This window comes from Gordonia marina (genome assembly GCF_052036135.1).
Classification (GTDB): domain Bacteria; phylum Actinomycetota; class Actinomycetes; order Mycobacteriales; family Mycobacteriaceae; genus Gordonia.
Genome location: NZ_JBPSDN010000034.1, coordinates 1 through 25263 on the forward strand (window position 1 = coordinate 1; position 25263 = coordinate 25263).

The following is a 25263-nucleotide window of genomic DNA, read 5'->3' on the forward strand; positions in this document are numbered from 1 at the left end:
CTGTACCTCGAAGCGATCGCCCGCGAGCTCAACGAGCGGCCACGGCAGTGCCTGGGCTTCTACACTCCACGGGAAGTCTTCGAACGCCTACTGAAGGACAACGTTGCTTCCACGAGTTGACACCGCCGTCGTCCAGAGTTCGCGGAGCTGCCCGGGCAGCGCCCGATCACTCCAAACGCGCTCAACCTCGTCCCTGTCTAGCGGAGGATCGATACGCGTCACTGCAACGTACGGGTGACCTTTCACTATTTCATATTCGACTTCACGCGGGTACGAGTCGATGATCTCCACAATTGAACTACTATTCGATTCCAAAGTACCTAGGCCGATCTGTGAACAGGTGGTGATCGTCGACTATATCGGCGCTCACCGGGAAGAGTTCTCCGGTAGTCCCGATCTGCCCGTGTACCAGCACGGTATAGCGATCGGCGTGTTCTGAGCTGATCGACGTCGTCCGGACCCGGTCGTGGACCGGCAGGGCCGAGACCGAGCGCGAGACCGCGTTGCCGGCACTGGCACAACACCGAGCGTCTGCGCGCCGCAATCGGCTGCACCGGGCTGATGGGCGAGGGTGATCTCGACTCCGCTCGACCGGCGTGTACCTCGACCGGTATGTCGGCGGGCCGCCGACAACGCCACTCGATGCGCGGGGCCCGATGCCGCTGAAGATCGGGTAGTGCACTACTCGATCCGCCGGGGCCGGGGGATCCAACACTTGAACCAGACACGGCGACCACGCCAGGTTCGAGGAGGAATCTCATGCCCGCTTTCGAGATGCAGTTGTCGAATCCGATCCGCACGGGCGGCCGGACCCAGAACTACGGGGGTCCGGGCGTCGGCGGACACAGCTTCGCCGCCGAGTGGTACATCGGCTACGGGATGGACCTGGGCGCGCCGGGCGGGACGCCGGTGTACGCGGCGTTCGACGGGCACGTCACGCGGTTCAACACCGGGAACATCGATAAGACCTCCGGCAAGTTCTTCGGCGCGGAACTGTTCGTCCGCTCGCCCGACGACCGGATGGGCGGCTTCTACACGCACTTCCGGGAGGTACCCGCGGAGGTGAAGCCCGGCGCGACGATCTCTCGCGGCCAGTACCTCGGGACGCTGGTGCCGGTCGCGGGCTCCCCGCACGTCCACCTCGCGCTGGTCGAGATCATCGGCACCAAATACCAGGGCGTCAACCTGTACTCGTGGTTCGACCGGACGGTGGGGTCCGATGCGGAGTGCACGGTGACCTTTCACCAGGACGGATCGGCGCCGTCGATCGACGGAGAGGGTTCCGGCCCGTCGTCGGGTCCGACGCCGTCGTCGATCATCGACCTGCGGACCGTGCTGGGTGTGCAGCTGGCGCTCGTCGCGCTCGGCTACGACCCCGGGACGCCCGACGGCATCCCGGGCCCGCGGACGACCGCGGCGGTGCGCGCGTTCCAGTCCGGCGCCGGGCTCACCGCCGACGGCGTGGCCGGCCCCAACACCCGTGCCGCGCTGAGCGCGGCGCTCAGCGCCCGCGGCATCACCAGCCAGTCGTAGCAGCCCGACACAAGCGGCCGTCGCCGCGCAGAACCACCGAATTCCAGGAGGACCCCGAAATGGCTTCATTGCAGAGCAAGATCTTCGCCGGCGACCAGGATCTGGCCCGGGTGCTGGACGGTTCGCTCCGGCTCGCCGCGAAAGGCACCCCGCCGTCGCCGGCACCGGTGTTGTCGAGCGGCCCCGCCGTGACGAAGGTTCAGCAGGCGCTGATCGCCCTCGGCTATCCGATGCCGAAGTACGGCGCCGACGGCGGCTTCGGGGGTGAGACCGGCAGCGCCGTCGCCGCATTCAAACGGGACTGGCACCTGTCGCCCGCCGACCCGGTGGTGGGCCCCGGAACGATGGGTGCACTCGACCGGGAGATGGTCGCCTACGAGAAGTCGTCGCCGACGCCCGGACCGGTGAATCCGGTCAAGCCCGACGGCCCGACACCGTCCGGCACGTCGAAGACGAGCCATCTCTCCGACCAGTTCTTCACCGACCTCAAAGCGCTGTGCGCCGAGATGAACTGCTCTCCGGTCGACCTGCTCGGCGTGATGAACAGCGAGAGCGGGGTGAAGCCGTGGGCGCAGCATCCGACGTCGAAGGCCACCGGGCTGATCCAGTTCATGCCGGACCGACTCAAGGAGTACCAGTTCGCCGGAGGACCGGACGAGTTCAAGAAGCTGAGCGCGGTGGCCCAGCTCCCGTACGTGCGGCGCTACTACTGGGGCTACCGGAAGTACCTGACGTCGGCCGGCCGGATGTACCAGGCGACCTTCCTCCCGGCGACGCTCGCCGGTACCGACGAAGACGCCGCGATCTGCGGAAAGGCGGGCCCGTACGCGTGGGCGTACACGGCGAACCCGGGTCTCGACACCAACAAGGACGGCGTGATCACCGCCCGCGATCTCAGCGACCGGATCGGCAGCCTGCAGCGCGGGCCGTACTGGGACGAGCTGATGCAGCGGCTCGCCCGGGCCTGAGCGATACGGAGCCGACCGATGAACGCCACGCCGATCGAACGCCCCGAAGACCTGGGTGCGGTGGTGACCGACCTGCTGTCGTCGATCGCCGGGCAGGCGGCGCAGGCCCCCGACCGGGTCGCCGAACTGTTCGACGCGGCACGACAGGACGCCGAGAAGACCGCAGGCGACACCCTCCAGGCACTGCGCGACGCGGTGGAGCATCCGGACTGGGTGTCGTTGCTGATCCTGATTCTGGTGAAGGTCGCCGAACTCGACCCCGAGCACATGCGGGTCGAGGTGATCGACGGCGGCGACGTCGCCGGGACCGCCTGGGCGCGGGCCATCGGCATCACCTACACGCCGGACGACGTCGGGCCGGGCGGGGGGAGTGCCACGCTCGCGGTGGCGTTGCGCGAGACCTCGACTTCCCAAGCGGCGCAGGGGATCATCCTGCGTACCAGCGCGCAGATGACCGCCGGCGTGCCGCACACTGAGGCCCTGAGCGTCACGTGCAGCAGCACCGGAAAGGCGGAGTTCCGGTGGCCGTTCGGCGGTGCCCTCGCGGTGCCGGACCCCGGCGGAGACCTCACGGCGTCGATCTCCTGGACACCGCTGACCGATCCGATCAAGGCACCGCCGGACGTCGCGCACCTGCTCGTCGGCCCGCTTTCGGCCCGCGTCGCCCTGACGGCGGGCCCGGACGGCCCCGCGTACGCGGTGACGCTGGGCATCGGCGACGACCAGCACAGCGGAGTTCACGCCGACGTCGACCCGTCGGCGCTCCTGGGACCGTTCGGCTCGATGGTGAACATCGCGGCGGTCGACTACTCGCCGTCGCTGGAACTCGCGTCGCAACACTCGCCGAGGTTCTCCCTCGGCGCCGCCCACTGACGAGGAGAGACCGATCATGAGCGGATCACACGCACACGCCGAACTCGAACTGGGCGGCAGTGTCGCCGGGACGTCGTCGTCGCTGGAGGTGGCCCTGGTGGTCGGGGCCGAGGTGAACGAGATACCGGGGATCACCTTCGCCGTCGACCGGATGGGCGCGAAGGCGGTGCTGCTGCTGGTGCTCGACGACGACGGACCGCGGCTCGACGCCCGCGCCGAACCGATCTACCCGTCCGGGGCGCTGGCCTCGATCGCGCTGCCGCCGGTCACCGGTGGCGGCTACTTCAGCCACGACGGCGACACGTGGAGCGGGGCGCTCTCCGCCGACCTCGGCCCGCTCAGTGTCGACGGCTTCGGCATCCTGACCCTGCCCCACGACGGGGCCCCCTCGGTCCTGGTGATGCTGACCGGCACGTTCACCCCGCCGATTCAGCTGTCCTTCGGCTTCACCCTCGTCGGGGTCGGCGGCATCGTCGGCATCAACCGGCGCGCCGACCGCAACGCCCTGGAACAGGCGCTGCACGCCGGCGTCCTGGGCGACCTGATGTTCCCGCGCCACGCGGTGGCCGATGCGCCGCGACTCCTCCCGGCCCTGGGCACCTGCTTCCCGCCGTCGCCGGGCTCGACCGTCGTCGGGCCGATGCTCAAACTCGGCTGGGGCACCCCGACTCTCGTCTCCGCGTCGGTCGCCGTGCTGATCAGCGACGCGAACGTCTACCTCCTCGGCAAGGTCGCCATCACGCTGCCGCACGAGGACCTGGCGCTCATCGACCTGCGGGCCACGATCCTCGGCTCCATCACCGGCGCCGGCCTGTCGATCCAGGCCAGTCTCGCCGGTTCCAGCATCGTCGGACTCGCCGTCACCGGCGACCTGTCGCTGCGCATCCGCGGCGGCGACGACCCGCTCTTCGAACTGTCCGCCGGCGGATTCCACCCGCAGTACCGCGAACCCGGCCGCCCGGAACTGGCGCGGATCGGCGCGGAACTCTCACCCGGCCCGTTCCTGCGTGTCCGCCTCGGCGCGTACCTCGCGGTGACGTCCAACTCGGTCCAGTTCGGTGCCGCCGCCGACCTGCATGCCGGAATCGGCGGCTTCGGGATCTCCGGCGGATTCAGCTTCGACGCGCTGATGACGCTGAGCCCCTTCGCCTTCACCGCCGATCTCGAAGCGCACGTCAGCATCGATTGCGCGGACTTCAGCGTCGGCAGCGTCACGCTGTCCGGGCACTTCTCCGGGCCGGCGCCCTGGCGTATCCGCGGCCGCGCCAGCGTTCACGTGCTGTTCTGGAAGGTCACCGTCACCCTCCCGGAGATCACCTGGGGGTCGTCGACCGCCGACGCCCTGCCGCCCGGGCGCGACCCGCTCGCGGCCCTGCGCGACCAGGTCGGGGTGCCCGCGAACTGGACCGATCTGAGCACCTCCCAGCCCGAACTGGTGCAACGACGGCCCCGGCCCGCCGAGGCGGCGCTGCTGCATCCGATGACGACGCTGAACTTCCGGCAGAACGCGGTCCCGCTGGGCACGCCGATCACCCGGATGGACGGGCTACCGCTGCCCGAGGAGACCGTGCTGAACGCGCAGACCGCCGGTGACACGACGGTGAGCCACGGCAAGTTCGCGCCCGGCCAATTCCTGGCGCTCGACGACGACAAGCAGTTGACCAGTGCCGGATACGCGACCTACCCGGACGGCTTCGTGCTCAACCATCAGGAAGCGCGGACCGGGACGATGGTGGCGCGCGACGTCAGCACCGTCGAGACCGAGGTGCACGGCCTGCCGTCCGGCCTGCTGGCCTTCGACATGGTGGCGGTCGGCGTCGCTCTCCCGACCCGGCTCGCCGAGTCGGCCGGCACCTACCTGACCGTGCGGGATCCGGCGCAGTCGACGATCGCGAACAAGCACGATCTGGCGGCGGCAGAGCACCTCGCCACCGCGGTCACGACCCGCGACACGGCGAGCCTCGGTGCCGCACTGACCACGATGCCGTTCACCGCCGCAGCCCGGCTGCAGGTGGTCCCGATCTGGGAGACGCTGTGATGGAGACCTATTCGACGCTGCAATTCGGGTCGTGGTCCCGGCGTGGACTGGGCGCCGCCACGGATGCCGGGATCACCGCGAGCGGGGTGAACCGCCGGGTGCAGATGGCGGTCACCGTCTCCGCGCACGCCGGCCCGAGCGACCGCACCGATGTCGCGCAGTCGCCGTCGTTCGCGCTGCTCGGCCCGGCCGACGTGATCGGAGTGGCGCCCGGCCAGATCGTCCGCCGCACACCCGAGGAGGGGGATCAGCGCCAGGAGCCCAACTATCTCGCGGCCATCGAGTTCGCCCACCCGGACATGCCGTGGCTGCTCAGCCTGGCGCCGACCGGGCCCGCCGACGCGCTGACGCCCTGGCTGATGCTGATCGTGCTGCCGCGCGACCGGTTCGGGCCGATCGGGCCTGCACCCGTCGACGCCCCGTGCCGCCGGATGATCACCCTGCCGTCCGCGGACTCCGTTCCGGCACCCGCAGCGACGGCGGCCTTCGCGCACGTGCAGGCCAGAACCGAGAACGCCGACCTCGGACGGGGCGCCGACATGCTGTCGCGCGCGGAGCCGGGCGCCGCGTCCAGGATCGTCTGCCCGACGAGGCTGCTCCCGGACACCGAATACGTGGCGGCGCTGGTGCCCACGTACCAGGCCGGGGTCGCGGTCGGCCTCGGGATTCCGGGGACGCTGTCCGGCGACCTGTGGCAGCCGTCCGCGGGGCTGGAACTTCCGGTGTACGCCGAGTGGACCTTCCACACCGGCGCCGCGGGCGACTTCAAGACGCTGTGCCGCCGGCTCCACCCCGTCGGCTCCGCGGTGTCGGCACAGATCGGCACACGATCGGTCGCGATCGAAGCGGTGGCCTCCCGCATGTACACCGAGGCGCCGGAGGCCACGTTCGACGGCGTCGCCACGGTCCCGACCGTCCTGACACGCATCCCGCGCGATCCGGAGACGCACCAGGCGCTCGGGTCGATCCCGCGGTCGTCGTTCGATCCGCTCGCGGTGACGCCGCCGGCGTCGGCGCAGATCCTGCACAGCAAGCTCGCCGCCCTGGTCGACGTCGGCGCCGGCCAGACGAGCGACGATCCGATCGTCGGCCCGCCGCTGTACGGGCAGTGGGCGGCGTGCGCCACCGCCGTCCGGCAGTCGCCGCTGTCCGGTACTGCCGATCCGGCCGGACGGCCGACCTGGCTGGAACAACTCAATCTCGACCCGGCCGCGCGGATCGCCGCGGGCGTCGGCGTCGGGGTGGTGCGCCGCGACCAGGAAGAACTGATGACGCAGGCGTGGACGCAGTTGCAAAGCGTCGTCGACGCGAACCGGCTGGCGCGCTGGGCCGGGCTGTACGCGCTGTCGGCGGCGCAACTCCACCGCAGGGTCACCGCACTCCCGGAAGGTGAGGCGTTCGCACTGCTGTCGCCGGCCGCGGCCCGCATCCGCGTCGACGGCGGCGAGACCATGCTCGCCACCCTCGACAAGAGCACCGTCTCACCGGCACTGGTGTCGCCCGCGATGAGCCGCGTCGCCCGTTACGGCGTCGCCGCGATCGCGAAGACACCCGCGGCGGCCCTCTCACAGAACAGCATCGTGGTGGCGCTCGCCGGCAAGTTCGCCACCGGCGCCGACACGGTGCTGCCGGCCACGATCACCGGCACCCGCGGCATCGACCATCAGGTGCTGGTCGACCTCAGCGAAGACCCCCGGATGCGCGACGACTTCCGCAAGCAACTCGGCGGCGAGGATCCGCGAAAACTGGTCGACCAGGTCTTCGACGTCGCCGCGACCATCAAGGAACTCGGCGGCAAGATCAACCCGGCGGCGGAGCCGGGCCTCACGCCGTTCGCGCCGGGCATCGTGCTCACCGACGCGGTGAAGGACCGGATCGGCCTGGCCGGGATCACCGTCGACCGGTCACAGTTCGCGGTGCCCGACCTCTTCCAGCGGCCCGAACTGGCCGCCGCAGAAGGCTCCAGCGTGCTCACCAAAGTGGTCACCGTCAAGCTGGCCGGCGCGGCGAAGATCGACACGGCGCCCACCACGAAGATCGGGCACGCCGCGACGATCGAGACGGGGCACGTCACGAAGATCGCCGGAAAAGGGGCGTTCACGGAGGGGCCGGGGCTCACCGAGGGCGCGGGGTTCACCGAGGGTACGGGGGTCACCGGTACCGACAAGATCGGCACGAAGATCACCGGATCGCATGTGATGACCACCGGCCGGATCGGCACCGGACTCGACCTCACGCGCATCGGACCCAAACTCACCGACCTCGGTGCGTGGGAGTTCCCGACGTTCGCCGCCAGTCCGCTGGTCGGCATACACACCATCACCGGCTCGGGGCCGGTCCCGGCGTCGGGCATCTTCGATGAGATCATCGCGCAGGGCCAGGACGCCGACGCTTCGGTCGTCGTGGTCAAGGCCGGCGAGCACCACGCCGACACCGTCCAGCTCGACCTGGGCAAGGTGTCGCGGGCGCTCCGCTCGGTCCTCGACGGATCCGACGGCGACGCCCTGCCGGTCGCGCAGGTGGTGGCGCGGATCGACCGCGCGCCGGTCTCCGCAGCGGCGTCGTCGATCACCCGTGTCGCCTGGGGGGACGACTTCGACGAGCAGCTGTCGGTCAGCACCGCCCTGCAGTCGAGCGCGATGAGCCTGCTCGGCCTGCCCGACACCGAAACGCGCACGCTGGCGCTGCTTCCGCAGTTCGATGCCGGCACCGCTCGCCGGCTCGGGGACGCGGTCGCGAGCGTGGTGAAGTGGGACGTCGCCGCCGCCGCGCTCAGTCCCGGCATCGGCGACCTGGAGACGGTGACCCCGGTGTCGGCGGCAGCCACCCTCACCGCCGGGATGGAACCGCTCGCCGCCTACACCAAGATGATCGACTGGGCGGTCCAGATCGGCCCGGCGGACGGGGCGGTGCGCCGCGCCTCCGTGTTCCATCCGGCGCAGGCCGCGCCGCGTTTCGCCGACCCGGTCGCCGCACGGCTGACGGAACTCGACAAGAACTGGATGCTCGGCGGCGTCGACCAGGTGCCGTCCGATTCGGTGTCCCTGCTGGCGGTCAACACGCGGTTCGTCGAGAGCGTCTTGGCCGGTGCGAACCACGAAATGGCCCGTGAACTGCTGTGGCGCGGCTATCCGACGGACCAGCGCGGCACCTGCTTCCGGTCGTTCTGGCCGGGCGTCGAGGACATCACCGCCATGGACGGCTGGGGTGGTCGCGATCTGGGGGAGCATCGCGCGGGCGGAGGCGGCCCGCTGATCGCGGTGCTGGTCCGCGGCGAGCTGCTGCGCCGCTACCCGGGGACGCTCGTCTCGCTGGTCAAAGGCGAGGCGGCCGTGCACGACGGCTCGGCGGCCTTCACTCTCGCCGAGGAGATCCGACCGATCTCGTCCGGCCCGATCGGCGGTGACGTCTTCTACTTCGTGCTGCCGCTGGATCCCGCGCGGCTGACCGCCGAACAGAACTCGGTGAGCCCGACCGGCGCGGACGGCTGGTTCATCTCCCTGCAGGAACCGGCGCACGACGCCCGGTTCGGTCTGGTCGAGTCGCCGCGCGGTGCGCCGCACGTCGCCAACAAGCAGCGGGACACCGCCGCGAAAGACCCGTGGGAGAGGTCGGACGACTGGTCGTGGGCCGGGGTCGCCGGCCCACACCTGAGCAGCGGCGACGGCTTCCTCGGCGCCAGTAGCGCCGAGGTCGGCGCCGCGCTGTTCCGCAAGCCCTTCCGCATGCTGTTGCTCGCCACCCAGTACATCGCCTGACAACCGTCGATCCGAGGAGATCCCGATGAAGCCGACACCGCCCCCGGACGGACTGTGGACCGACCTGGACCCGGCCTATCCCGTCACGCTGCTGCCGATCCGCCTCGAGACCAGATTCTCGTCGCGCCTCGCCGAGGGTGCGTCGCCCGGTACCGCCGCGACGCGGACGCTGCTCGTCCGGATCTACCCCGACGACCTGACCGTCGCGCAGACCGGTGCCGGGTACTGGCCCGCCGAGGTGGCCGCCGGCCGCGAGTACTGGGACGCGCTCGGCGCCGCACCGGCCGTCGCGGAAGCCGAACTGACCGCGGCCGGTGCGCTCACCGGCCTGACCGACGCGGAGCGGGCGGCGCGCCTGAGCGTGGAAGCCGATGCCCTCGGTTTCCGGGCCTGGGAGGTCCTGGTCCGCCACGTCGGCCTCGAACGCGCGGTGCCGGTCGCCGAGGCCACCCGGGACGGCGCGGCACCCGTCGAGGAGCCGCGGCACGGTGCGCCCGTCGCCCGGCTGCTCCCGGACGCCTGGGTGATCACCGGTCAGGTGGACGGCCGGACGGTGTTCACGCACTACCTGCCACGCGTGCCGGGCGATCTGAAGACCGGTCCCGACCCGGAGGCGCCGGGCCTGTCGGCCACCGATCCCCGGCCGCTGGGCGACGACGAGGAGATCGCGTGGCTGGTCGACTTCCGGCGGGCCTGCGAGATCGGCATGGCCGCCGAGATCGACCTGCCCGATCAGTCGCCGGCCACCCGGCTGTCACGACTGACCGTCGTCGGCGTGGTCTCCGAGAGCCCCGACCGCGGGCCGGTCCAGCTCGCCGACGAACTGGCCGGTCTGCTGACCCGGGACGCCGCCGCCGGCCGCTGCGGACTGGTGCGGCAGGGCACGCCCACCAACCAGCTCGACGATCGCCGGTCCGGATACACCTCCACCCCCGACGTCTACACCGGACACCGGCTGCTGACGGGGCGGTCCGCGCCCGATGAGCGCGGCACCGCCGTCGTCACCGGCGACGGGCCCGACGGCCGGCGGCTCGAACGCGCACTCGGCCTCGACACCGGCGTGCTCAGCGGTGTCGACGGCTACGCCAACGCCGACGGGGACGCGGCCGGCGCGATGAACACGGCGCTCTTCCCGATCCTGCTGGGCGAGGCGATCGCTCACCTGGGCCAGCCCAACGCGGCGGGCAAGGGGAATCCCGTCCTGGCGCAGGGACGCCTCAACACGCTGCGCGACTTCGCCGCCGGACATGTGGCGCAGCACGTGCGCGCCCGCGGTCCGCTCCCGGTGGTCCGCGTCGGCGCGCAGCCGTACGGGGTGCTGCCGGTGCTGGCGCCGCGCCGCTGGGAGCCGCTGCCGTCCGACCCGGCCGAACTCGCCGGACTGGTCGCCCTGCTCAAGAAGTTGCGGTGGTTCTTCGAGCAGGCGGCTGCCCGGAGCCTGGTGACCGTCGCCGGGTCCGCGGCCGGGACCGGCGACGTCAGTGACCGCATCGCCCAGATCCTCGGCCGGTCGCCGGTCGCGCATCCCGGCGGATACCGGGTACGCAGCATCACCGACGGCATCACCGCGGCCTTCGGACAGGCCAAAGCGTCCGGGAGCGGCTCGGGCCTGGCCGCCGATCTCGCGAACCGGGACGACGTGACGGAACGGGTCCTCGAGGTCGCCCGGCGCTTCATCACCTCGCTGAACCTGCTCCCGATCCTCAACCAGACCCTGTTCGCACCCCTGCACGTCGGCCGTGAACAACAGATGATCCAGCACGTGGCGACCGGAGTCGACGAGGCGACGGACTCGCGGCCCGGAACTGCGGAGTACCTGCGGGGACTGCTCGCCCCGGCCGGGAAGGAGGGGCCGGCGTCGCCGGATCTGCTCTACGTGCTCGCCACCAAGGCACTCGACGTCGGCATGGGCCTGGACCTGATGCGGCTGGCCGTCGAACTGGTGGATCTGCCGGGTCTCGAACCGCTCAGCGACGCGCCGGCGGAACTGGTGACGACCTACGACCTGATCGGCGACCGCAGCGTGTACCGGCCGGTGGCCGCGGCGCCCGGTCACCCCGCGGCGATCGGATCCAGCCTGGCGTTGTCCGCTCACCTGAACGTCGACCTCACGCACCTCACCGCCGACCCCGAGATCCACCACGCGGCGGAGAAGTACGGGGCGTCGAGCCCCGCCGATCTGATCGACAAGGTGGCCCGCGCCACCGACGCGGTCGAGGTGGGAACCGCGAAGCTCGCGGTGAACAACGGCTCCTCGCGCCGGGCCCTGACCACGCTGTGCACGCTCGCCGAGGCGCACGGCTACACCACCGACGACTGGGAACGACTGGTCGGTGAGGCGCTGGACATCACCGCGACCCGGCTCGACGCCTGGTACACCTCCCTCGCGTCGGCCCGGCTCACCGCGCAGCGCGCCACCGCCGCGACCGGCACCCACCTCGGGGCATGGGGAGTCCTGCTCGACCTGGCCCCCGAGCCGGTGGTGCCGGCGACGGCACCGAACGGCTGGGCCGACCACCTCGCCGGTGGCGAACCGGCCGGCCCGGCGTCGCCGATGCGTGCGCCCCGTGCCGGCGCCGGCTTCGTCCACGCGCCGTCGATCCCGCAGGCGATCACCTCGGGAGTGCTGCGCGCCGGGGAACTGGCGGCATCGGACGCGGCCGACCCGCTCGCCAAGATCGACCTGACGTCCCGGCGTACCCGGCTGGCGCTCGACCTGTTCGATGCCCTCGCGCAAGGACAGAGCCTGGACGCGCTGCTCGGCTACCGCGCCGAACGCGTGCTGCAGGAGCGGAAGGCGTACGCGCTGATCGCCGACTTGCGTGCGCGATTCCCACGGACACCGCCGTCGGCCACCACCCCCGATGCGGCCCCGTCGGCGGTGCTCGACGGCCTCGCGCTGCACCGGGCCACCGATGCCGAGATCGCGGCGCTCGGCGGCGACCCGTCGTCGGCGGCCGCGCTGCGCGCGGCCCGCGCCGAACTCACCGAGGTGGTGGACTCGATGTCCGACCTGCTGCTCGCCGACGGCGTCTACCAGCTGGCCAACGGCCGGATCGAGAACGCGGCGGGGTCGTTCACGGCGCTGGCCCAGGGTGCCCACGCGCCCCGCCCGCAGGTCGCCGACGAGCCGCGATCGGGTCTCACGATCACTCACCGGGTGATCCTGGCCCTGGACCGCCCGGCGTCGCCGGACGATGCGGGCTGGCGCGACGACGCGCCGCGCGCCCGGCTGGCCGCGGAGACCGAGCGCTGGGTCCGCTCGATCCTCGGTGCCGCCACCGGGATCCCGATCACCCGCGGTACCGAACAGTCGACCCTCGACACCCTCGGCCTCTGCGCACTCGACGTGGTCTGCGAGTCGGTCCGCGGCGGTGAGCGGCGGCGGATCGCCGCGCGGGCCGAACTCCCGGAGACGACGCTGGCCATGGCCGAGGCGATCTACCGGACGCTGTCGACGGCCCGGCCGGTGATCCCCGCCGACGTGGTCCTGCCCGATCAGCCGGCGACCGCCGAGACGGCCGGCGTGGTGGCCGAGGTGCCGGGACCGGCCGTCGGCGAGCTGACCCGGATCGCCGGCGAGATCGCCGCGCAGGTGAGCGCGCTGGCGGCCGCGGCAGCGGCGGTGTCGACGGCCACCGCACCCGGCCCGGACGGACAGCAGCCGCCGCGGGTGCCCGTCGCGCTGATCGCGCCGCTGCGCGGCTGGGCGATCCCCGGAGCACTGCCCGCGGCCGCCGAGGCCACCGGCGGCACCGTCACCACCGAGGCCGCACTGACCTGCGCGATCGCCGCGCAGCAACTCGTTCTCGATGTGCTCGACGAGGTGCAGCGCGCCCAGCCGGACGCCGCGGCGCTGCCGCCCGGGGTGTCCCCGCTCGACCGGGCCGTCGACACCGCGAACGCGGCACGCGGCCTGGAACTCCTGGCCCACCATCCGTCGGCGCTGACTGTCCTCACCAAGATCGTGCGCAGGCTCGGCGGCGAGGCCGTGGTCCCGGCGATCGCGGTGGACCACGGGCTCGCGGAGCGCCGGGTGCCCGGCGTCGCGCCGCACGAGGTGAGCGAATGGCTCGCCCGCCTCGGACGGGTGCGCGGTCCGCTCGCCGCCTACGACGACCTGCGGCTCTTCCAGCAGGCCGCCGGGCGGGCGGCCGGTGGCCTGATACCGCATCACCTCCCGTGCGAGGACGGTCTCGCGTGGCTCGGCGGGCCGCTCGGGCCGGCCGAGAACGACGGCGACGGCCCGGTCAACGAGCTCCGCCGCTGGCGCCGTCCGGCCGAGCCGACCGCGCACGTCGTCGTCGCCGGCGATCCGGGACCCGGCACGCTGCACGGCCTGGTGCTCGACGAGGTGGCCGAGGTGCTGCCGGAACCGACCGTCACCACCGGGCTGGCCGTGCACTACAACGCGCCGAACGCGCGCCCGCCGCAGTCGATCCTGCTGGCCGTCCAGCCGGCCGCCGCCGGAAGCTGGGGGAGCGACCTGCTCACCGAGACCGTTCACGAGGCGATGGACCTGGCGCGGCTGCGGTCGGTGGATCTGACCGCGCTGGAGACCGTCGGACTCGACGCCTACCTGCCGCTCACCTACCTGCCGGTGGGCAACCCGGACCCGAGCATCGACTCGCTGGTGCCGACCACCTCCGGGCCGCTTCTCCGCCTCGACATCCCGAACGCGGTCCGCAAGGCCAATCTCCTGAAAGGAGTCCGGTGATGAGCTGGGCCCGCATCGAACCGCACTGCGCCACCACCGCCGTCGACGAGGGACTGGCCGCGGCCGTCGCCGATCCGCTCTGGTTCCTGCTCCGGCAGTGGCAACTGGGCGAGCTGACCGGCGACGACGGCGGCACCCCCGTTTCGCTCGACGTCCAGGCGAGCTGGTCGCCGTTCGCACGCTTCCGGGCGTCGGGCAGCGGCCCGGCCACGACGGTGGACCTCGCGGAGGACGGCGAACCCGTCGAACGGCTCGTGGAACGCCAGAACACGCTCACTCCCGACGATCCCGCGCGCACACCGTGGGCGGCGGCGGTCCGCGCGGGCCGGGCGCTTCTCGACCGCGTCGCCGAAGCCGATCCGGCCGCCGCCGAGCGGATCCGGGACTATCCGGCGTTCGCCTTCATTTCCGAGACCACGCGCCCGGCGGAGGCCGCCGGCCCCGATGACGACCTGTACCGCACCCTTCTGACCGGATCGCGGACCGTCGACGGCGTCCGAGTCCTCGCGTACCTCGACCAGCACGGCGGCCTGCCCCCGGAAGTGACCGGCGACAGCGGCGCCGACCTCGCGGAGGTGGTCGCGCGGTGGCGGACGGCGATGGACGCCGAATGGGGCATCGGTGCCGTCGCGGCGCCGGACAGCTGGATCGGCGACCGGCTGGAGTACTCGTTCGCGCTCGCCGCCCCGCCGCTTCCCGACGGCGGAACGGGGGTCGCCGAGCCGACCGGACCGGTCGTGCTCGCCGGAAGCGAATACGACGGCAGCGGAGTGTCGTGGGCGCAGGTCGACGCCGTGGATCCGGTGCCGGACTGGGCCGCCGACCTGACCGGCGGTCCCGGTACCGGGACGCGCATCGTGTCGCTGCTGCCGGCACCGCTGAGCTATCCGTCGATGCCCGCCGACCGGTTCTGGGAGTTCGAGGACCGCCGGGTGAGTCTCGGCCGGGTCGGTGGCGGGTCGACCGACCTGGTCAAGATCCTCGCCGTCGACTTCGCCACGGTGTTCAGCCCCGACTGGTATCTCGCACCGGTGGAGGTGCCGGTCGGGGCGGTCGCCCGGGTGGACTGGGTGGTGGTGCGCGACACTTTCGGGTTCGCGACCCTGGCCGGCACCGCGGCGGGCGAGCAGACGAGCCGCTTCGGGCGGCAGTACCGCGCCGAGCCCGACGGTGGGGCGGGCTCGGCGCCGTCGTACATCGCGGTGCTCCCGAGCGTGCTCGCCTCGCTGACCTCGGCGCCGAGTGAGGACGTGTGCTTCCAGCGCGACGAGGGGGCCAACCTGGCCTGGGCCGTCGAACAGGCGGTGCCGGGGCCGAGTGGACGGCCGGTGACCCGGGACTGGTCGCTCGCCGACTTCGAGCCACCACCGGCGAACAGCGCGGACGCCGAACTGGTGTGGCGGCTCTCGACGCCCGTCCCGCGGAGCTGGACCCCGCTGGTGGCGACCCAGCCGAACGACGGCCGGTTCCTGCTGCCCGCGCGGATGTTCGACACGGCCACCGACGAGCTGCGCTCCGCGTTCGGCGACCTGGTCGCCGAACTGCGTGGCCGCGGAATCCGGGACGAGGAGATCCCGCCGGAGGGCATTCGCGTCCGGGTGCAGGACCAGCTCTGCCGCACCCCGGACGGCCGGACCTGGGTCTGGCGGGGTCGGCAGAAAGACCTGTGGCGCGGGGAGGCCTCGTCCGGCCTGCGCTTCGACGACACCACACCGAACAACCGGAACAGCTGAATCACCAGGAGGAAGACATGACAACGATCACCATTGCGGGCAGCGTCGGGCGCGGCGGCAAGAACTTCCCGGCGGACGTCGAGAGCATCGGAGCGGCGTTGGCCGAGATCGGGCCGGATCGGGGCGGGGCGGCGGAGCAGCCGTCGACGCCCGATGAGCTGATCGCCGCGATCGAACGATTCCAGGAACTGCAGGACCTGCCCGTCGCGGACGGCCGGGTGGACCCGGGCGGAGCGACGCTCGCGAAGATCGGTGCGGTCATCGATGCGACGGGTCAGCCGCCCGTGCCGCTCGTGGCCGGCGATCACCTCTGGTACTACGACGGCCAGGGCAACGACCGGGCCATCGCGGGGCCGCAGGTCTGCACGGCGCGGAACATCCCGCGCCGCACCTGGTTCCCGACGTCCAACCCGGGCGACCGGAACGACTACTGCGACAACGGCAAGCACATCTTCAACGTCGTCCTGTACGACACCGAACTGCGCATGGGGCAGCCGCAGTTGCTCGGCGGGAAGGGGACCTACGCGTGGCTCAACAACAATCCGGGGAACCTGACCAGCGACGGGGGCTCGTACGATCAGTTCCCCGGCAAGCTGAACTGGCACGACTTCATGATCTTCCCGGATCACGACACCGGCTTCGCGGCGATCCGCCCGTGGCTGCAACGGAACGGCTACCTGCCCCGCACCATCGAGGCGACGTTCCAGAAGTACGCGCCGCACGGTGACGGCCGCAATTCGCCCGAGCAGTACGCGGCCGACGTCGCCGCTGCCGCGGGAGTGCCGGCGTCGACCGTGCTCGCCGACCTGTCGGACGACCAGTGGCAGTGCCTGCTGAACGGCATCGAGCGGGTCGAGGGCACGGTGGAGGGCACCCGGTTCACCTACGACGATCCGGACATCCCGGCGCTGATCGCCCAGGTGGCGCTGGAGGTCTGAGTTTCCGTGCGACCGACCGCCTTGTGCGACGGCGGCGTCCGTGATGGGATGGCGGAGCGACACGGGGTGCCGGTCGCGCTCTCTCCGGAGCGTGCATCGGCTGAGATGACACCCGTCGAACCTGATCCAGTTAGCACTGGCGAAGGGATTGTCACGTTCGGCGTTCCGCGATGATCTGCGGGTCGTCACTGCGGCCCGGTCGGCGCCGGGCGACACGGCAGTCTCTCGCCCGACGCCCGAGAGGCACCCGATATGGCATTCCCGGTACGGTCCCTGTCTGAACAGATCGTCGTCGTGACCGGCGGCGCGCGAGGACTCGGCGCCGCCCTGAGCCGCGCCTTCCTCCGCGAAGGCGCCCGCGTGGTGATCGACTACCACTCGTCGAAGCGTGCGGCCGAGGCGCTTGCCGCCGAGTTCCCGGCGTCGGCGCTGCCGGTGCGTGCCGACGTCCGCGACCGCGCGGACGTCGAGGCGATGATGGCCGGCGCGGCCGATCACTTCGGTGAACCGGTGACCACGGTCGTCAACAATGCTCTCGCCCACTTCACCTTCAACGGCGACGCCCGATCACCCGCGGACACCATCGGATACCCGGAGTTCGCGGCTCAGTTCGCCGGTTCCGTGGAAGGCTCGCTCAACGTGATTCAGTCGGCCGTGCCGGCTATGGCCGACGCGGGCTTCGGCCGGGTGATCAATATCGGCACCAACCTGTTCCAGCATCCCGTGGTGCCCTACCACGACTACACCGCCGCGAAGGCGGCGCTGCTCTCGCTGACGCGGACCTTTGCCGACGATCTCGGACCGCGCGGAATCACGGTCAACATGATCTCGGGCGGACTGCTCCGCACCACGGATGCGTCGGCGGCCACCCCGGAGCCGGTGTTCGATGCCATCGCCGCGGGCACCCCGCTGCGTACGGTCACGACGCCGGAACAGCTCGCCGACGCCGCACTGTTCTTCGCCTCGCCGTGGGCGCGCGGAGTGACCGGTCAGAACCTGATCGTCGACGGCGGCCTGGTGAAGGGCTGAGCCGGGTTCAGTGCGCTTCGGTGAGACCGAACGACGGGAAGAACACGTACGTGGTGCCGCCGCGTTTGACGGTGCCGTAGATGGCGCAGAGCACCAGGCCGGGACCGGTTTCGACGACGCCGCCGCGCACCCCGTTCGACGGGATCACCGCGAGGGCGCGTTTGAGGGCGCTGACGGGCGTGGAGTAGGCCGTCGCCGGGATCGGGGCGGCCTTGGCATGGCTGACGACGGCGTCGAGCACGGTGTCGATGAGACCGCCGAGCGGGGTGTCGAACCCGCCGCGCAGCGTGTTCAGGTTCAGCCAGGCGACATGGATGCCCGACTTGTCGCCGAAATCGGCGAAGATCCCGCCGACCGGCACGAATCCGCAGAGGATCTCACCGCGGCGGACCGCGTTGAGACTGAAACCGGCGACGCTGAGGTTGCCGACGCCCGGCGTGTACGGGCCGGCCACGGCGCCGCCGACGCCGATCGGGAGCGTCAGATCGGTGCTGAAACCGAGCGTGGGGGTGAAGGCGTTGATGCCGAGCTGGCGGAGCAGCTTGTTGGCGGCGCTCACGCCCTCGGCGGGAATCTGCGGCGGCTGCACCGGCGCGTAGGAGCGGGCCACCTCGAGGGCCTTGCTCGCCGGGCGCGCTGCGGCCTGGGTCGCCGCATCGGCGGCACGGTTGACCAGTGACGATGCCTGATCGGCGACGGCGGAGAGTCGTCGAGCCCCGAGGTCGGCCACGCTGCTCATGGCCCAAACGATACAACGAACGTTGGCATGATCGACAATCGGTGACGGCGGACACGCACAATGGAGACGCACACCACTCGAGCCCGGAGGCCGCCATGGCGAAGATCGTCCCGAACATCTGGTGCAACGGCACCGCCGAAGAGGCCGCGGCGTTCTACGCGTCCGTCTTCCCCCGCACGCGGGGCGCGGTGATCGCCCGCTACCCCGACGAGGGGCTGCCGGACTTCCAGCGCGAGATGGCCGGGAAACCACTGATGGCCGAGGTGGTGATCGACGGCTACCAGCTGATGCTGATCAACGCCGGGCCCGAATTCAGCCCCAACGAGTCGATCACCTTCCTGCTGAACTTCGACCCCGACCGCGACCCCGACGCCGCCGGCACGCTCGACGCGGTGTGGGCCGGCCTGGTCGACGGCGGCGAGGTGGTCCGGGAACTCGGCGAGTACCCGTTCAGCCCGCGCCACGGCTGGGTCCGCGACCGCTACGGCGTCACCTGGCAACTGCTGTTGAACAATCCCGACGGAGAGACGCGCCCGTTCGTGATGCCGTCGCTGCTGTTCTGCGGCCCCGCGCAGAACCGGGCGCGGGCGGCGATCACCAAGTACACCGGTCTGTTCCCCGATTCCGGGATCGGCATGGTGGTCGACTATTCGACGACCACCGGTGCGGTGCGCCCCGATTCGGTGATGTGGGGCGACTTCCGGCTGGCCGGCCAGTGGTTCACCGCGATGGACTCGATCGAGCCGCAGGACTTCTCGTTCACCTGCGGCGTGTCGTTCCAGGTGAACTGCGACGGCCAAGAGGAGATCGACCGGCTCTGGGCGGCGCTCTCGGCGGTCCCCGAGGCCGAGCAGTGCGGATGGTGCGCCGACGAGTTCGGTGTCAGCTGGCAGGTGGTGCCGGGCGACCTGGGCGAGCGGATGGTCACGCCGGAGGCGTACCGGGCGATGCTGGGCATGAAGAAGATCGTGCTGGCCGATCTCCCGCTTCCCTGAGCGCTTCGCCGGTATGACCGACGGCCGCGCGAGTCGGCGCGGCCGTCGGTCATGGGTGGTTCCGGGAGCCGTCAGACCCGAACGGGTTCGCGGGCGCCGTCATCGGCGGACGCGCCGGTCGCCGGACCGCCGAAGGCGGTGATGCCGTCGCCGTCGTCGACCATCTCCAGCAGCTGGCCCTCGGCGAGGGACTCGGCCGGCGCTTCCTTCTGCACGCTGGTGGCCAGCGGCTTCGGCTCGATGAACAGCAGCGCGATCAGTGCGATCACCGCGAGCGGCACCAGGCACAGGAAGATCGGCAGCAGCGCGCCGTTGTAGGCGTGGATGATCGGCTGGCGTACCGCCTCGGGCAGGCCGTTCACCACCGAGGGGGTGAGCTGCTTCAGGGTGCTCTCGCCGCCCTCGGCGGGCAACTCGCCGGAGGCCATCCGCCCCATGATGGCGTCGACCAGGCGCGAGGTGAAGATGGAGCCGACGATCGCCGAGCCCAGGGTGGCGCCGACCTGGCGGAAGTAGTTCATCGACGCCGTCGCGGTGCCGACGATCCGCAGTGGGAACGAGTTCTGCACGATCAGCGTCAGGATCTGCAGAGCGAGGCCGATACCGACGCCCAGAACGGCGAGGTAGGTGCACATCAGCCAGGTCGGGCTCTCGACGCGCAGGGTCGACAGCAGACCGAGGCCGACGGCGATGATCACCGAACCGACGATCGGGAACGCCTTGTACTTGCCGGTGGCGCTGACCACGCGGCCGGAACCGATGGAGGCCACCAGCAGGCCGCCCATCATCGGGATCATCAACAGACCGGCGTGTGTCGCGGTGACGTGGGTGACCATCTGGATGTAGGTCGGCATGTAGCCGAGCGCGCCGAACATGGCGACGCCGATCATCAGCGCGGCGATGGTGCTCAGGGTGAAGTTGCGGTCGGTGAACAGGGCCAGCGGGATCACCGGATTCTCGGCACGGGTCTCGGCCCAGCAGAAGGCCGCGGCCGCGGCGACGGTCGCCACGATCAGGCCGATGATCTGCGGGGAACCCCAGGCGTACTGTCCGCCGCCCCAGGTGCAGACCAGGACGAGCATGGTGGTGGCCGCGGCGATCAGGCTCATGCCGAGGTAGTCGAGCTTCGGGCGCTCGGTGCGCTCCACCGCGGGCAGCTTGAGGAAGACCAAGCAGGCGGCGAGAGCGAGGACACCCAGCGGGATGTTGACCCAGAACGCCCAGCGCCAGCCGGGGCCGTCGGTCAGCCAGCCGCCGAGCAGCGGTCCGGCGACCGAGGAGACGGCGAAGACGGCACCGATGGCGCCCATGTAGCGGCCGCGGTCGCGGGCCGGGACGACGTCGGCGATGGCCGCCTGCGACAGGATCATCAGACCGCCGCCGCCGAGTCCCTGCAGGACGCGGGCGGCGATCAGGACGTCGATGTTCGGCGCGAGGCCACCGACGATCGAGCCCACGATGAAGATGCCGATGGCCGCGAGGATCACCGGTTTGCGGCCGAGGAGGTCGCTGATGCGGCCGTAGACCGGCATCACGATGGTGCTGGCGAGGATGTAGGCGGTGATCACCCAGGTCATCTGCTCGACGCCGTTGAGCTGTCCGACGATGGTCGGCAGTGCGGTCGATAGCACGGTCTGGTTGAGGGAGGCCATCAGCATGGTGATCATCAGGCCGATGAAGAGGAAGAGGATGTTCCGGTTCTTGCCGGATACGGGCTGGGTCATGCGAGATCTTTCAGAGCGTTGCGGAAGGCGGTCATGGCGTTCTTGACGGCGGCGGGGTCGGGATCGTCGAACGGTCCGGGGTCGTCGCCGTGCGCGAAGCGGAGTACGGCGCCGGAGAGCAGGATCAGGGCGCGGGCGCTGTCGGCGGCGCTCGCCGGGCTGTGCTGCTGGGCCAGGCGCTCGGTGAGCGCGTCGACGAGCAGTTGTTGCGTCGCGTCGCGATGGGATCGGATCCGGTTGATGAGTTCCGGGTACCGGCCGACGATGACCGCGATGTCCTGACTCGGGCGGGGTCCGACGGAGGCCAAGGTGGTCACCGTCAGTTCGAGGGCCTGCGCGAAGCGATCGGCCCCCGCGTCGTCGCCGGCCGGGGGAGCCGGGTGGAGGAACGACTCCAGCGCGTGCGGTGGAATGCGCGGCTCCGAGATGCCGAGGACGGCGTCTTCCTTGGTGGGGAAGTAGTTGAAGAACGTACGACGGGAGACGCCGGCGCGTTCGGCGATGTCGCTGACCGTCGCGGCGGCGAGCCCGTCGCGCAGGGTCAGCTCGACGGCGGCGTCGTGAATGCGCCGGAGTGTCTCGGCGCGCTTCTGTTCACGCGGGCTGGTCGTAGTTTCTTGCACTAGTGCAGTATTGCACTAGTGCAAGAAACTGGCAAGTAGGCTGTTCGTCATGCCCGGATTGGTTCTCGACGTCTGCGTGGTCCATCGATTGCGGCCCGACCCCGGCGCGGTCGGCGTGACCGCCATCGACAAACAGCCGGTGACCGGGCCGGTGAAGGCCGGACCGTACGGCCTGTACGCGGACGTCCAGGCCGACCGCAAACACCACGGCGGGCTCGACAAGGCGGTGTACGCCTACGCGGCCGAGGACGCCGAGTACTGGTCCGGCGAGCTGTCGCGCCCCACGCCGCCCGGCTGGTTCGGTGAGAACCTGCGGGTGTCGGGCCTGGACGTGTCCGGTGCCCGGATCGGTGACCGCTGGCGGATCGGTGAGCGGCTGGTGGTCGAGGTGACCGGGCCGCGGATCCCGTGCCAGACCTTCGCACGTTGGGTCGGCGGCGCCGACGAGCGCGGCTGGGTCAAGCGATTCCTGCAGGCCGGGCGTCCGGGAGCCTATCTGCGGGTGGTCGACGCGGGGCCGGTCGCGGCGGGTGACGCGATCGACCTGATCGCCCGCGTGGACGGCGCGCCGACCGTCGCGGAGGCGCTCGTCCCGGGGTGAGTGCCGGATTCGGCTGACCTGCGCCCTACGCTGGGCAGAGGTGACCGGCGAGGCCGGGCGCGCGGAGAGGACGAGGGCGTGACCAATCCATACGGTGGACAGCCGGGGCAGTACGACCCGACGCAGCAAGCGGGGATCCCGTCGCAGCCCGGCTGGTCGAGCCCGCCCGGGCCCGCCGCGGGCGGCGGCTATCCGCCGATGGGCGGGCCGCCGGCCGGCCCGCCGATGCAGCAGCCCGGCTACCCGCAGGCCGGCTACCCGCAGCCCGGTTATCCCCAGCCCGGCTATCCCCAGGCCGGTTACCCGCAGGCCGGCTATTCCGCCGGGGGGCCGCCGCCGAAGAAGTCGCGCACCGGCTTGATCGTCACGGCGATCCTGGTGGTCGCGGTGCTGATCGCGGGCGGTATCACCGCGGCGATTCTGCTCGGCGGGGACAAGAAGAAGGACGATACGTCCGCGACGGGCTCGCCCTCGACCAGTGTGCCGACGAGCGGGTACCCGTCGTCGGAGTCCCCGAGTGCGTCGGTGCCGGTGCCGCTGCCGGGCGGCAAGTTCAGCTACACCGAGTTCGGGCAGGACTGGAATTTCCGGCTGGGTGACATGTCGGCACAGGCCGACTGGGTCCGGGGTACGGACTACCCGAGCTGCTCGGCCTTCGAAGAGGCCGGCAAGATGACCGACCTCGGCTGTCGCTATGGATCACTGCTGGTGTGGAAGGCGCAGGGCGGCGACCTGATGCTGACCCAGCTCGTGATGACCTTCACCGACTCCGCGGCGGCCTCCGCCTCGGACGGCAAGTTCACCGACGACGACCTGGATCTTCCGTCGGGCAGCTACCTGACCGGATTCGCCACCGGCAAGTGGCGCAACGGTGCCGCGCGTGAGTTCGTGGTGGTCACCGTGGCGACCGCGACGTCCGCGGTGCCCGTCGACACGGTGCAGAAGTACCTTCAGTACCGGCAGGCAGACACGATCGGCGCGCTGGCTCTGCGCTGATCTCTCGCGGGGATCTCTTCCGGGCTGCTCTCGGCTCAGTGCTGCGCGTCGGCGCCGAGCAGGGCGGTGACGATCAGGCGGGCGTCGTCGGCGGGCGTCGTCCGCCACGGCGCCTCCGGCTTGTGCAGGCGCAGCGAGGCGATGCCGTGCACGACGCTCCAGACCCGCAGGGCGAGGGCGTCGTCGGCGGCCGGGGCGACGGCGGCGAGGGCATCGCGCAGACGGCCCAGCAGATCGAGGCCGGGGCCGATGCCGGTGTCCGGCGGCGGGTCGGGGCGTTCGAAGAGTAGCTGATAGGCGCCGGGATGCTCCTGTGACCAGTGCAGATACGCGTCGATCATCGCGTCCAGGCGCTCTCTGGGTTCCGCGCCGGGGGAGTCGGCGGCATCGAGGGCCGTGCGGAGCCGGGCGAAGAGCTGGTCGACGACGGCGTACATCAGCTCCGCCTGCGAGGGGAAGTGCATGTACACCGCGCTCGGCGCGACGCCGCATGCGCGGGCGATCGCGCGGAGCGACGGCGTGCCCGTCGATGCGGGGTCGAGCAGCAGGGTGATCGCCGCGTCGACCAGTTCGGCGCGTAGACGCTCGCCCCCGCCGCGCTCGGAACGGCGCCGTGTTTCGGTCACCGGGAGTCCTCCTCTTGACAGCTCTATCTGAACGGGTGTTCAGTGTATATCACTGAACACCCGTTCACTTAGGAGGATGACATGTTGGATGTTCATGGTTCGACCGCGGTGGTCACCGGTGCGAGCAGCGGGATCGGTGCCGAGTTCGCCGAACGGCTCGCGCGCCGGGGAGCCGATCTGGTGCTGGTCGCGCGGCGCGAGGATCGGCTCCGGGCACTCGCCGCACGACTGGCCGCGGAGCACGGCGTCGGCGTGCGGGTGGTGGCCGCCGATCTCGCCGGCCCGGCGGGGCGGCAGATGCTGCTCGACGCGCTGGCGGGCACGGACGTCGACGTGCTGATCAACAACGCCGGTTTCGCCACGCACGGCGCCTTCGCCGAGCTGGATCCGCAGCGGGTGCACGACGAGATCGCGGTCAACGTGGTGGCCGTCGCGATGCTGACGCGCGCACTGCTGCCCGGCATGCTGGCGCGTGATCGCGGGGCGATCGTCAACATCGCGTCCACCGCGGCCTTCCAGCCGATCGCGCACATGGCGGTCTACGGGGCGACGAAGGCGTTCGTACTGTCGTTCACCGAAGCGCTGTGGGGTGAGACCGAGCGCGGGGGCGTCGACGTCGTCGCGGTGTGCCCCGGTGCGACCGACACCGAGTTCTTCGACGTGGCCGGCGAGTCCGCCAGCGTCGGCTCCCGCCAGACGCCGGCGCAGGTGGTCGAGACGGCGTTGGGTGCGCTCGACCGGCGCTCGACGCCGCCCAGCGTGGTCTCCGGCGCCGCCAACCGCTGGGCGTCGCGGCTGCCGCGAATCCTGCCGCGCCGCACCACGCTTCGCGTCACCCGCAACCTGGTGGCGCCGAAATGACCATGCACGGCCTCCGGCCCGCGTGCCTCGGCGACATTCCGGAGATGACGCACCACCTTCGCACCGAGCGCGTGGTCCGGGCGCCCGCCGACCGGGTCTTCGATGTCTTGGCGACGGGGGAGAATCAGCGGGAGTGGGCCGAGGGCTACCGCGCGACCACCTGGTACGGCACCGCGCCCCACGGGACCGGTTCGGTGCGCGACATCCACCTGCGATGGATCACCGTGCGCGAGCGCTTCCTGGTCTGGGAGCCGGGGCGGCGCTTCACCTTCGGCGCCGACGCGATGTCGATCCCGCTGGCGCGCCGGATGATCGAGGACATCAGCGTGGAACCGGCGGAGGCCGGGAAGTGCGTGCTCCGCTGGTCGGTGCATCTCGACGTCGCCGCCGCGCTCCGGCCGGTGGCCGGCACGATGGTGCCGAAGGTCTTCGCGCCGATGTTCGACGGCTTTGCGGCCGGGCTGGCGCACTATGCGGAGACTTCCCGGGACTGATCGTGGCTACGACCGGT

At 71.3% G+C, this 25263-nt stretch carries 18 protein-coding genes, 1 pseudogene and 1 riboswitch; of the genes and pseudogenes, 15 read left to right on the top strand and 4 right to left on the bottom strand.

The annotated features are described in order from the left end of the window. From ACSEEN_RS17380 to ACSEEN_RS17425, 10 genes and pseudogenes are all read left to right on the top strand, one after another. Window positions 1-120 (top strand): annotated as a pseudogene (locus ACSEEN_RS17380) (IS30 family transposase); the annotation flags it as partial. Between the two features lie 639 nt (window positions 121-759). After that, window positions 760-1533 (top strand): peptidoglycan-binding protein, encoded by a 774-nt coding sequence (locus ACSEEN_RS17385; protein WP_440713862.1) that lies wholly within the window; start codon window positions 760-762, stop codon window positions 1531-1533. Between the two features lie 59 nt (window positions 1534-1592). Continuing rightward, window positions 1593-2501, top strand: a complete 909-nt coding sequence (locus ACSEEN_RS17390; protein WP_440713863.1) for a peptidoglycan-binding domain-containing protein — start codon at window positions 1593-1595, stop codon at window positions 2499-2501. 18 nt (window positions 2502-2519) lie between these two features. Then, window positions 2520-3374 (top strand): hypothetical protein, encoded by an 855-nt coding sequence (locus ACSEEN_RS17395; RefSeq protein ID WP_440713864.1) that lies wholly within the window; start codon window positions 2520-2522, stop codon window positions 3372-3374. A gap of 16 nt (window positions 3375-3390) precedes the next feature. Beyond that, the gene (locus ACSEEN_RS17400; RefSeq protein ID WP_440713865.1) at window positions 3391-5412 is read left to right on the top strand and encodes a DUF6603 domain-containing protein; all 2022 of its coding nucleotides are present in this window, start codon (window positions 3391-3393) and stop codon (window positions 5410-5412) included. Further along, entirely contained in the window at window positions 5412-9170 is a 3759-nt protein-coding gene (locus ACSEEN_RS17405; protein WP_440713866.1) for a hypothetical protein, read from the top strand. The genes ACSEEN_RS17400 and ACSEEN_RS17405 overlap by 1 nt, the downstream gene beginning before the upstream one ends. Before the next feature lie 25 nt (window positions 9171-9195). Continuing rightward, window positions 9196-13887, top strand: a complete 4692-nt coding sequence (locus ACSEEN_RS17410; RefSeq protein ID WP_440713867.1) for a hypothetical protein — start codon at window positions 9196-9198, stop codon at window positions 13885-13887. After that, window positions 13887-15620, top strand: coding sequence for a hypothetical protein (locus ACSEEN_RS17415; RefSeq protein WP_440713868.1), 1734 nt, complete (start codon window positions 13887-13889; stop codon window positions 15618-15620). The genes ACSEEN_RS17410 and ACSEEN_RS17415 overlap by 1 nt, the downstream gene beginning before the upstream one ends. A gap of 17 nt (window positions 15621-15637) precedes the next feature. After that, window positions 15638-16558: a hypothetical protein gene (locus ACSEEN_RS17420; RefSeq protein ID WP_440713869.1), complete on the top strand. Its 921-nt coding sequence runs from the start codon at window positions 15638-15640 to the stop codon at window positions 16556-16558. A gap of 52 nt (window positions 16559-16610) precedes the next feature. Next, window positions 16611-16724, top strand: a riboswitch (TPP riboswitch). An 86-nt stretch (window positions 16725-16810) separates the two neighbouring features. After that, window positions 16811-17587, top strand: a complete 777-nt coding sequence (locus tag ACSEEN_RS17425) for a 3-oxoacyl-ACP reductase (protein ID WP_371306789.1) — start codon at window positions 16811-16813, stop codon at window positions 17585-17587. Between the two features lie 7 nt (window positions 17588-17594). On the opposite strand, the gene ACSEEN_RS17430 is transcribed toward ACSEEN_RS17425, so the two are convergent. Further along, window positions 17595-18326: a hypothetical protein gene (locus tag ACSEEN_RS17430; protein WP_440713870.1), complete on the bottom strand. Its 732-nt coding sequence runs from the start codon at window positions 18324-18326 to the stop codon at window positions 17595-17597. Between the two features lie 95 nt (window positions 18327-18421). Here ACSEEN_RS17430 and ACSEEN_RS17435 point away from each other — a divergent pair, with 95 nt between their 5' ends. After that, window positions 18422-19321 (top strand): VOC family protein, encoded by a 900-nt coding sequence (locus ACSEEN_RS17435; RefSeq protein ID WP_247864163.1) that lies wholly within the window; start codon window positions 18422-18424, stop codon window positions 19319-19321. 71 nt (window positions 19322-19392) lie between these two features. On the opposite strand, the gene ACSEEN_RS17440 is transcribed toward ACSEEN_RS17435, so the two are convergent. After that, on the bottom strand, window positions 19393-21045 hold the full coding sequence (locus tag ACSEEN_RS17440) for an MDR family MFS transporter (RefSeq protein WP_247864162.1): 1653 nt from the start codon (window positions 21043-21045) through the stop codon (window positions 19393-19395). Then, window positions 21042-21668, bottom strand: a complete 627-nt coding sequence (locus ACSEEN_RS17445) for a TetR/AcrR family transcriptional regulator (protein WP_247864161.1) — start codon at window positions 21666-21668, stop codon at window positions 21042-21044. The genes ACSEEN_RS17440 and ACSEEN_RS17445 overlap by 4 nt, the downstream gene beginning before the upstream one ends. 49 nt (window positions 21669-21717) lie before the next feature. On the opposite strand from ACSEEN_RS17445, the gene ACSEEN_RS17450 reads away from it, so the two are divergent. After that, the gene (locus ACSEEN_RS17450) at window positions 21718-22269 is read left to right on the top strand and encodes an MOSC domain-containing protein (RefSeq protein WP_440713871.1); all 552 of its coding nucleotides are present in this window, start codon (window positions 21718-21720) and stop codon (window positions 22267-22269) included. Window positions 22270-22347: 78 nt separating this feature from the next. Next, entirely contained in the window at window positions 22348-23265 is a 918-nt protein-coding gene (locus tag ACSEEN_RS17455) for a hypothetical protein (protein ID WP_371306784.1), read from the top strand. A gap of 35 nt (window positions 23266-23300) precedes the next feature. Here the strand turns inward: ACSEEN_RS17455 and ACSEEN_RS17460 are convergent, their stop codons facing one another. Next, window positions 23301-23891 (bottom strand): TetR/AcrR family transcriptional regulator, encoded by a 591-nt coding sequence (locus ACSEEN_RS17460; protein WP_371306783.1) that lies wholly within the window; start codon window positions 23889-23891, stop codon window positions 23301-23303. A gap of 81 nt (window positions 23892-23972) precedes the next feature. Between ACSEEN_RS17460 and ACSEEN_RS17465 the strand changes: the two genes are divergently transcribed. Both ACSEEN_RS17465 and ACSEEN_RS17470 read left to right on the top strand, forming a co-directional pair. Beyond that, the gene (locus ACSEEN_RS17465; protein ID WP_440713872.1) at window positions 23973-24752 is read left to right on the top strand and encodes an SDR family NAD(P)-dependent oxidoreductase; all 780 of its coding nucleotides are present in this window, start codon (window positions 23973-23975) and stop codon (window positions 24750-24752) included. Beyond that, window positions 24749-25246: an SRPBCC family protein gene (locus tag ACSEEN_RS17470; protein WP_440713873.1), complete on the top strand. Its 498-nt coding sequence runs from the start codon at window positions 24749-24751 to the stop codon at window positions 25244-25246. Before ACSEEN_RS17465 ends, ACSEEN_RS17470 begins: the two co-directional genes overlap by 4 nt. Window positions 25247-25263 lie beyond the last annotated feature (17 nt).

Excerpts from the sequence above, each read along its gene's own strand:
- ACSEEN_RS17385 (WP_440713862.1), top strand. The coding sequence starts at position 760 with ATGCCCGCTTTCGAGATGCAGTTGTCGAATCCGATCCGCACGGGCGGC.
- ACSEEN_RS17390 (WP_440713863.1), top strand. The coding sequence starts at position 1,593 with ATGGCTTCATTGCAGAGCAAGATCTTCGCCGGCGACCAGGATCTGGCC.
- ACSEEN_RS17395 (WP_440713864.1), top strand. The coding sequence starts at position 2,520 with ATGAACGCCACGCCGATCGAACGCCCCGAAGACCTGGGTGCGGTGGTG.
- ACSEEN_RS17400 (WP_440713865.1), top strand. The coding sequence starts at position 3,391 with ATGAGCGGATCACACGCACACGCCGAACTCGAACTGGGCGGCAGTGTC.
- ACSEEN_RS17405 (WP_440713866.1), top strand. The coding sequence starts at position 5,412 with ATGGAGACCTATTCGACGCTGCAATTCGGGTCGTGGTCCCGGCGTGGA.
- ACSEEN_RS17410 (WP_440713867.1), top strand. The coding sequence starts at position 9,196 with ATGAAGCCGACACCGCCCCCGGACGGACTGTGGACCGACCTGGACCCG.
- ACSEEN_RS17415 (WP_440713868.1), top strand. The coding sequence starts at position 13,887 with ATGAGCTGGGCCCGCATCGAACCGCACTGCGCCACCACCGCCGTCGAC.
- ACSEEN_RS17420 (WP_440713869.1), top strand. The coding sequence starts at position 15,638 with ATGACAACGATCACCATTGCGGGCAGCGTCGGGCGCGGCGGCAAGAAC.
- ACSEEN_RS17425 (WP_371306789.1), top strand. The coding sequence starts at position 16,811 with ATGGCATTCCCGGTACGGTCCCTGTCTGAACAGATCGTCGTCGTGACC.
- ACSEEN_RS17430 (WP_440713870.1), bottom strand. The coding sequence starts at position 18,326 with ATGAGCAGCGTGGCCGACCTCGGGGCTCGACGACTCTCCGCCGTCGCC.
- ACSEEN_RS17435 (WP_247864163.1), top strand. The coding sequence starts at position 18,422 with ATGGCGAAGATCGTCCCGAACATCTGGTGCAACGGCACCGCCGAAGAG.
- ACSEEN_RS17440 (WP_247864162.1), bottom strand. The coding sequence starts at position 21,045 with ATGACCCAGCCCGTATCCGGCAAGAACCGGAACATCCTCTTCCTCTTC.
- ACSEEN_RS17450 (WP_440713871.1), top strand. The coding sequence starts at position 21,718 with ATGCCCGGATTGGTTCTCGACGTCTGCGTGGTCCATCGATTGCGGCCC.
- ACSEEN_RS17465 (WP_440713872.1), top strand. The coding sequence starts at position 23,973 with ATGTTGGATGTTCATGGTTCGACCGCGGTGGTCACCGGTGCGAGCAGC.
- ACSEEN_RS17470 (WP_440713873.1), top strand. The coding sequence starts at position 24,749 with ATGACCATGCACGGCCTCCGGCCCGCGTGCCTCGGCGACATTCCGGAG.